General features: G+C 42.8%; 5 protein-coding genes. 3 read left to right on the top strand and 2 right to left on the bottom strand.

Translation table 11 applies throughout. The features are described from left to right. Both metH and WN50_RS09450 read right to left on the bottom strand, forming a co-directional pair. The coding region (gene metH / locus WN50_RS09455; protein WP_049558876.1) for a methionine synthase at positions 1-3,555 on the bottom strand (3,555 nt) is incomplete at its 3' end. Between the two features lie 78 nt (positions 3,556-3,633). After that, positions 3,634-4,989: an RNA-guided endonuclease InsQ/TnpB family protein gene (locus WN50_RS09450; RefSeq protein ID WP_049558874.1), complete on the bottom strand. Its 1,356-nt coding sequence runs from the start codon at positions 4,987-4,989 to the stop codon at positions 3,634-3,636. A gap of 250 nt (positions 4,990-5,239) precedes the next feature. Here WN50_RS09450 and WN50_RS09445 point away from each other — a divergent pair, with 250 nt between their 5' ends. Genes WN50_RS09445 through WN50_RS09435 form a run of 3 tightly spaced genes read left to right on the top strand, consistent with a single transcriptional unit; the run spans position 5,240 to position 6,767 of the window. Beyond that, entirely contained in the window at positions 5,240-5,545 is a 306-nt protein-coding gene (locus tag WN50_RS09445; RefSeq protein WP_046282105.1) for a DUF2499 domain-containing protein, read from the top strand. Between the two features lie 14 nt (positions 5,546-5,559). Next, positions 5,560-5,853 carry a DUF3593 domain-containing protein gene (locus tag WN50_RS09440; protein ID WP_046282104.1) on the top strand — a complete coding sequence of 98 codons (294 nt, stop codon included), beginning with the start codon at positions 5,560-5,562 and terminating at the stop codon, positions 5,851-5,853. Continuing rightward, complete coding sequence (locus tag WN50_RS09435; RefSeq protein WP_046282103.1) at positions 5,853-6,767, top strand: WD40 repeat domain-containing protein; 915 nt, start codon at positions 5,853-5,855, stop codon at positions 6,765-6,767. The genes WN50_RS09440 and WN50_RS09435 overlap by 1 nt, the downstream gene beginning before the upstream one ends. Positions 6,768-6,809: the final 42 nt, after the last annotated feature.

Genomic DNA, 6,809 nt, shown 5'->3' with positions numbered 1-6,809 from the left:
AACCGGATGATAGGTCATAATCGCCGTTGTTGACTGTTCAGGATATAACTGTTCACTGTCATCCATATACATCGCAATTCGATCTGTTTTTAACAAATCTAACTGTTTGTATTGATCCTGCATATTCGGACAAGCGGGATACCCAAAACTATAACGTGAACCGCGATAACGTTGGCGTAAAATATCCTTAATATTGTCCGCATCTTCCCCTGCAAAACCCAACTCCCGACGTACTCGCGCATGAAGCCATTCCGCCATCGCTTCTGCGGTTTGTACCGCCATCCCATGAAAATAGAGATAGTTGGTATAATCATTTGCGGCAAATAGTTTTTGAGCAACATCTGTCGCAATTTCTCCCACCGTTACCGCGTGCATCGGAAATACATCAATGTGTCCGGTTTCTTTCGGTGCAAAGAAATCAGCAATACACAACCGTTTTCCAGAAGCTTGACGGGGAAACTCAATGATTTCAATCGGTTCGGTGGGTTTTCCGTTTCCAGAAATCATCACTTCCGGGTCATAAATTAACAGACTATTCCCTTCCGCTTGACAAGGAAAATACCCATAAACCGCTTGCGGATGTAAGAGATTTTCCTGCAAAATTCGCTGTTTCCACTCATTTAAAATCGGATAAACCGTCTCCGCTAAAAAGGCATCATATTCTTCGCGAGATTGGTCTTTCGGTTTACGGAATTGCCACTGTCCAGCAAACAAAGATTGTAAATCCAAATACCAGAAAACCTCTTCTAAAGAAATGTCTTCTGGTTGCAGAACTTTTGTACCCCAAAATGGCGGTGTCGGACGTTCAATATTAACCTCAACCACTTCTGAACGACGGCTATCAACTTCTACAGGCGTTGCAGGTTGTTGATTTTCGGCTTCTGATTTTGGCTTCTCAGGAGTAACCGTTTCAGACTTAATCTTTCCGTTCCCAAAGAACTCATTTTCTTTAGTATATTCTTCTAGGAACCCTTGGAAATTATCCCATTTTCCTGACGTTTTTGCAGGCATCAATCGATCCATAAAGTTCAGGTCAGAAAAGGCATCTTTTCCGTAAACTACCTTACCTTGATAAGTATTTTGACAGTCATCATAAACAAATTTAGGCGTTAAAGCAGCACCGCCCAAAATAACAGGAACCGAAATGCCTTCTTTGTTAAAAACTTCCAGATTCTCCTTCATAAATGCAGTGGATTTTACCAATAAACCACTCATGGCAATACAATCTGCATTATGTTCTCGGTAAGCGGAAATAATATTATCAACGGGTTGTTTAATTCCCAAGTTAACCACCTTGTAACCGTTGTTAGAAAGGATAATATCCACCAAGTTTTTCCCAATGTCGTGAACATCACCTTTAACTGTTGCAATGAGGAACGTTCCTTTACCGCTACCGTTAGAGTCTTCTTTCTCCATGTAGGGTTCTAAATACGCCACCGCAGCTTTCATCGTTTGGGCGGATTGTAATACAAACGGAAGCTGCATTTGACCCGATCCAAACAATTCTCCGACAACTTTCATCCCCTCTAATAAGTAGATATTGATGATATCGAGGGGAGGATATTTTTCTAAAGCAACGGCTAAAGCCTCTTCTAAACCAATGCGTTCACCATCGATAATATGCTGTTTGAGACGTTCTTCAATCGGCATATTTTTCGTAACAGCCCGATCTTGTTTCGTCGTTTTTCCTTCAAACAGTTGAGTTAATTCGGTTAACGGATCATAAACACAAACATCGCCTTCAAATTGACGTTGATCATAGATTAACTTGCGACAAATATCTTGATATTCAGGTTCAATTTTAGCAAGCGGTAAAATCTTACTGGCGCTAACAATTGCGGAATCTAAACCCACTTCCATACATTCGTGTAAAAACACCGAATTCAACACTTGACGGGCGGCGGGATTTAAACCAAAGGAAATATTAGAAACGCCCAAAGCAATATGACATCCGGGTAATTCTTCGCGAATTCGACGAATCGATTCAACCGTTGCTTTGCCATTTTCTCGATCTTCTTCAATCCCCGTTGAAATCGGTAAAGCTAACGTATCAAAAAAGAGTTCATGGGCGGGAATGCCATAATTAATCGCATCATTATAAGCCCGTTTAGCGATTTCAAATTTCTTCTCGGCGGTGCGTGCCATTCCTTCTTCATCAATGGTTCCAATGACAACACCCGCGCCGTATTTTTTCGCAAGTTCTAGCACTTTTAAAAAGCGTTCTTCGCCGTCTTCATAGTTGGTTGAATTCAGCAAACATTTCCCGCCTGCTACTTTTAAACCCGCCTCCATTTTTTGCCATTCCGTCGAGTCTAACATCAACGGTAAATTCACATTTGTTACTAAACGAGACACCAATTCGTGCATATCTCGCACGCCATCTCGCCCAACATAATCAACGTTCACATCGAGAATTTGCGCCCCTTCTTTCACCTGAGATTTTGCTAAAGCAACTAAACCATCCCAGTCTTCTGCGTTGAGTAAATCCCGGCATTTTTTAGAACCGCTAGCGTTGAGACGTTCCCCGATAATTAAGAATGAGTTTTCTTGTTCATAGGTTTGAATACCATAAATAGAAGCAGCCGACGGGATTAATTGGGGTTGGCGTTGTTTGGGTTTTAAGGTTTGAGAAATTTCAGCTAAGGCTTTAATATGATCGGGGCGAGTTCCACAGCAACCGCCTATTACTTGCACGCCCAAATCTTCAATGAAGTGCATCAACGCCATTTTCAGTTCTATTGGCGTTAATTTATAATGGGCTTGTCCGCCTACATTTTCGGGTAAACCTGCGTTGGGAATGCAAGAAACGACGAACCGAGAATGTTCACTCAAGTAGCGAATATGCTCTTTCATTAAGTCAGGCCCCGTCGCACAATTCAATCCTAAAATATCAATAGAATAGGGTTCTAAAATCGTTAAAGCCGCACTAATTTCTGACCCGACTAACATCGTTCCAAAGGCTTCCATTGTCACGGAAACCATAATCGGGCGACGTTCGCGTTTCTTCTTAAAAATATTTTCAATTCCATTTAGGGCGGCTTTAATTTGCAGCACATCCTGGCAGGTTTCTACAATGAATAAATCAACACCTCCATCAAATAATCCCTCAGCTTGTTCAGTAAAAGCCGTTTCTAAGGTATCATAATCAATATGTCCTAATGTGGGGAGTTTTGTACCTGGCCCCATCGAACCTGCAACAAATCGGGGTTTTTCCGGGGTGGAATATTCCGTCGCGACTTCTTTAGCGAGTTGGGCGGCAATTTTGTTGAGATAATAGGCTTGATCCCCTAAGTCGTATTCGGCTAAAACAATAGAAGTACCGCCAAAGGTATCGGTTTCGATCACATCCGAACCTGCTTCTAAAAAGCCCCGATGAACTATTTTGACGGCTTCGGGTTTGGTGTGAACGAGGTATTCATTACAACCTTCGTATTCTTTCCCGCCAAAGTCTTCGGCGGTGAGGTTTTGAACTTGCAAATTTGTTCCCATTGCACCGTCGAAGACGATAACGGGACGTTCGGGACTGTGGAGGCGTTCGAGGAATAGGCTTTTCATATGCAATCTGAAATCAGGTGAGGATTAAACGAAATTGGTTTTATTGACATACTCCCCATTTCTAAAGAAAGGGGATTCTTAGCTATTGCTAATTCTTGGTTCATCAACACCACTTATTAAGTCGGATGTCTCCTCATTAACAGAGGTGGAAGTCTCCCCAAGCGTTTCCTCGAACGAGGCAGTTTCCGAATGCCCTTCGGTACTATTATACTCAGCCCCTAAAATGCTCATGCCCTTCTTTAAAATATTCAGAGCCGCATTAGTATCTCGACAAATTTCTGTCTGACATTTAGGGCATTTGTGAGTCCGGGTGCTGAGTGATTTCTTCACCCGAAAACCACAGTTAGAACAATCGGCAGAGGTGAAGTTTGGACTAACAGAAATCACCGCTTTATCCCAAACTTTTCCAAAATAGTCTAACCATTGGGTGAATTGATACCAACCTGCATCGGAAATCGACTTAGCCAAATGATGGTTTTTGACCATGTTTTGAATCTTGAGGTCTTCATATACCACAACATCGTTAGATGTCACTACGCACCGAGCCAGTTTTACAGCCCAGTCTTTGCGTTGGCGTTGAACCTTCAAATGTGCTTTTCCAAGTCTAATTCTTGCTTTCTGGTAGTTTTTTGATTGGGGCTTTTTACCCTTCACAAACTTACTAGATAGTCGTCGCTGTAGCTTTTTAATTCGCTTTTCAGATGACCTTAAATACTTGGGATAGATGGCTGCATTGTCGTTAGTGTCTTTGTAGAAATAGTTTAAACCCAAGTCTAAACCGACTACTTTTCCGGTATAGTTTCCCGGTTCAGACCGATTAGCATTAAAGCAGAATTGTGCATAATACCCATCGGCTCGTCTGACTACTCTCACTCGATTTATCTTCAATGTAAACAAATCCTTTCTAACATCTGAGTTGCAGAATAAAGAAAATTCACCTGCTTTAAACCCATCTGTGAAATTCATTGATTTACAGTCGTCTGACAGTTTCCAGCCAGTGGTTTTGTACTCAACTGAGCGACAATGTTTCTTGAATTGAGGGTAGCCTTTTATCGACGCTCCCTCACGGCAACGGTCAGACCCCGCGCCACCTGCGGGCGCTAGCGCAAACTCGCGACTTGGCGGTTTCCGTCGAGAGCGAAGTTTGCAAGAGAGGGAATGCTGACCAAGAGAACGACGATAGAAGCTAGAGATTGAATTCCAAGCCCTCTCGACCGAAGCTTGACGTGCCATTGAGTTGAGTTTATTAGCAAAAGGGAATTCTTTTGCCAACTCTTTACATAGTCGAGAGATACGAGATTTATCTACATCCCGTTCATCTCGCCATAGTCTAACTGCCTTGTTTCTGATGAATTGAGCAGTTCTTATGGCATCGTCAAGTCTTGCGTATTGAGACTTGGAACCGTTTAATAACTTTGCTTCTCGTACAATCATGGTATAATTTTACCACACAACTCCCCGAATAACAATATTAATTGTTCGCTATCCATCCCCATGCCTAAAGGCTGGGGCTTTCCGCTCAACTTCGGTAAGATTTTCAACTCGAAATAATTCTCAACGCCAAACCCGTTAACGTATCGGGGTGAAACCCAAAAACCAGTCGTTGAGATTTAGATGTTAGACTACCATAAATGTTTCATTTATAGTGCCGTAAATCTGCTGGAAACTCAGTTAAAATTCTATTATGCACGCACTCTCAATTCCCACTTGGATCATTCATGTTTCGAGCGTTATCGAGTGGATCGCAGCAATTTGGTTTATCTGGAGGTATGGTGAAGTGACTCGTAATCAAGCTTGGTGGGGACTTTCGCTGGCGATGTTACCCGCCCTCGTGAGTGCAATGTGTGCTTGTACCTGGCACTATTTTGATAATCCTCCCTCCTTTGAGTGGATGGTAACGCTTCAGGCGGCGATGACGGTACTCGGAAATGTTACCCTCTGTATTGCGGCTTGGTACATCTGGCGAACCACCCGCTCCGTTAAAGAGTAACACAAGGGAGAATAATGCTATCAAAAGATACCCTGTTTGCTGTTTCATTGTTCCCTTATTTGGGTTTTCTGTGGTTTCTGACCCGTTCAGGGCAGACACCCCGCTTGGCATTAATCGGATTTTATGGCACGTTAGTATTTGTTGGAGTCACAATCCCAGCAGGTATCTATGCTAAAGTTGTGTATCATGAATCTTTAGCAAATATTGATTGGTTACATGGGGGTGCAGAGGTTTTCCTGACGCTATCAAATATTTTGATTGTGTTAGGCTTCAGACAAGCAGTTATCAGCAAACAATCCCCTCGATAATGGACAATCTTACCTTAAGTGGTCACGCCGACGGTGTAAAATCAGTCGCCATTAGTCCGGATGGAAAAATCTTGATTAGTGCCTCTGAAGACGGTAAGATCAAAATTTGGAATTTAAAAACAGGAGAGTGTTTACTCACCTTGGGGGGTCATCCGTTTGGGGTGAAAAATGTCGCGGTTAGTCCCGATGGTGAATTTTTTGCCACTGGCGGCGGAGATGGAACAATTAAAATTTGGAGTCTGAAAAATGGCCAACTGTTGCGAACCTTAGTAACAGGTTATTCTCGCCTCGACTCCGGGTTTATGCCTGTGGCAATTGTCCCCAATGGTAAAACCATTATTAGCCACAGCAGCAGCTACAGTCAAACCGTGCGGTTGTGGGATGTGCAAACCGGACAACTCAAAGGGACGCTAACAGGTCATGCAGGTTCAGTGAAAACGTTTTGCATCTCTCCCAAGGGTGATATTCTCGCGAGTGATGGTGCAGATAATAGCATTCGGTTGTGGAAGTTGCAAAATGAGGAATTAATTGGCATTTTAGAAGGTCACACAGGGGGAGTTTTGACGTTAGCCATGAGTCCAGATGGCGAAACTCTCATTAGTGGCGGAAAAGACGAAACCATTAGAATTTGGCAACTTCCCACTCAGAAGTTATTACGGACCCTCTCTGGTCATTCCTACGCAGTCAATTCCCTGAAAATTAGTCCGAATGGTCATATTCTTGCCAGTGGCGGTTACGACAGTTTGATTAAATTACGCGACTTATACACCGGAGATTTACTGAATTTGCTTTCTGGACATTCTGGCGCCGTGAATACCGTTACGTTTAGTCCAGATACCAAAATATTAGTCAGTGGGAGTGAGGATAAAACCATTAAAGTGTGGCATTTGGATAATCTACTCTGGTTTCATTAAGCCATCCCGAAAACTTGCAAAAAACGCTAAATAATCCTTAAG

This window comes from Limnoraphis robusta CS-951 (genome assembly GCF_000972705.2).
The sequence above is the reverse complement of the archived record's forward strand: the minus strand, read 5'-3'. Positions and strand labels throughout refer to the sequence as shown.

What these genes read in the sequence shown, in the direction of transcription:
- WN50_RS09450 (WP_049558874.1), bottom strand. Translation starts at nt 4,989, where the DNA reads ATGATTGTACGAGAAGCAAAGTTATTAAACGGTTCCAAGTCTCAATAC.
- WN50_RS09445 (WP_046282105.1), top strand. Translation starts at nt 5,240, where the DNA reads ATGCACGCACTCTCAATTCCCACTTGGATCATTCATGTTTCGAGCGTT.
- WN50_RS09440 (WP_046282104.1), top strand. Translation starts at nt 5,560, where the DNA reads ATGCTATCAAAAGATACCCTGTTTGCTGTTTCATTGTTCCCTTATTTG.
- WN50_RS09435 (WP_046282103.1), top strand. Translation starts at nt 5,853, where the DNA reads ATGGACAATCTTACCTTAAGTGGTCACGCCGACGGTGTAAAATCAGTC.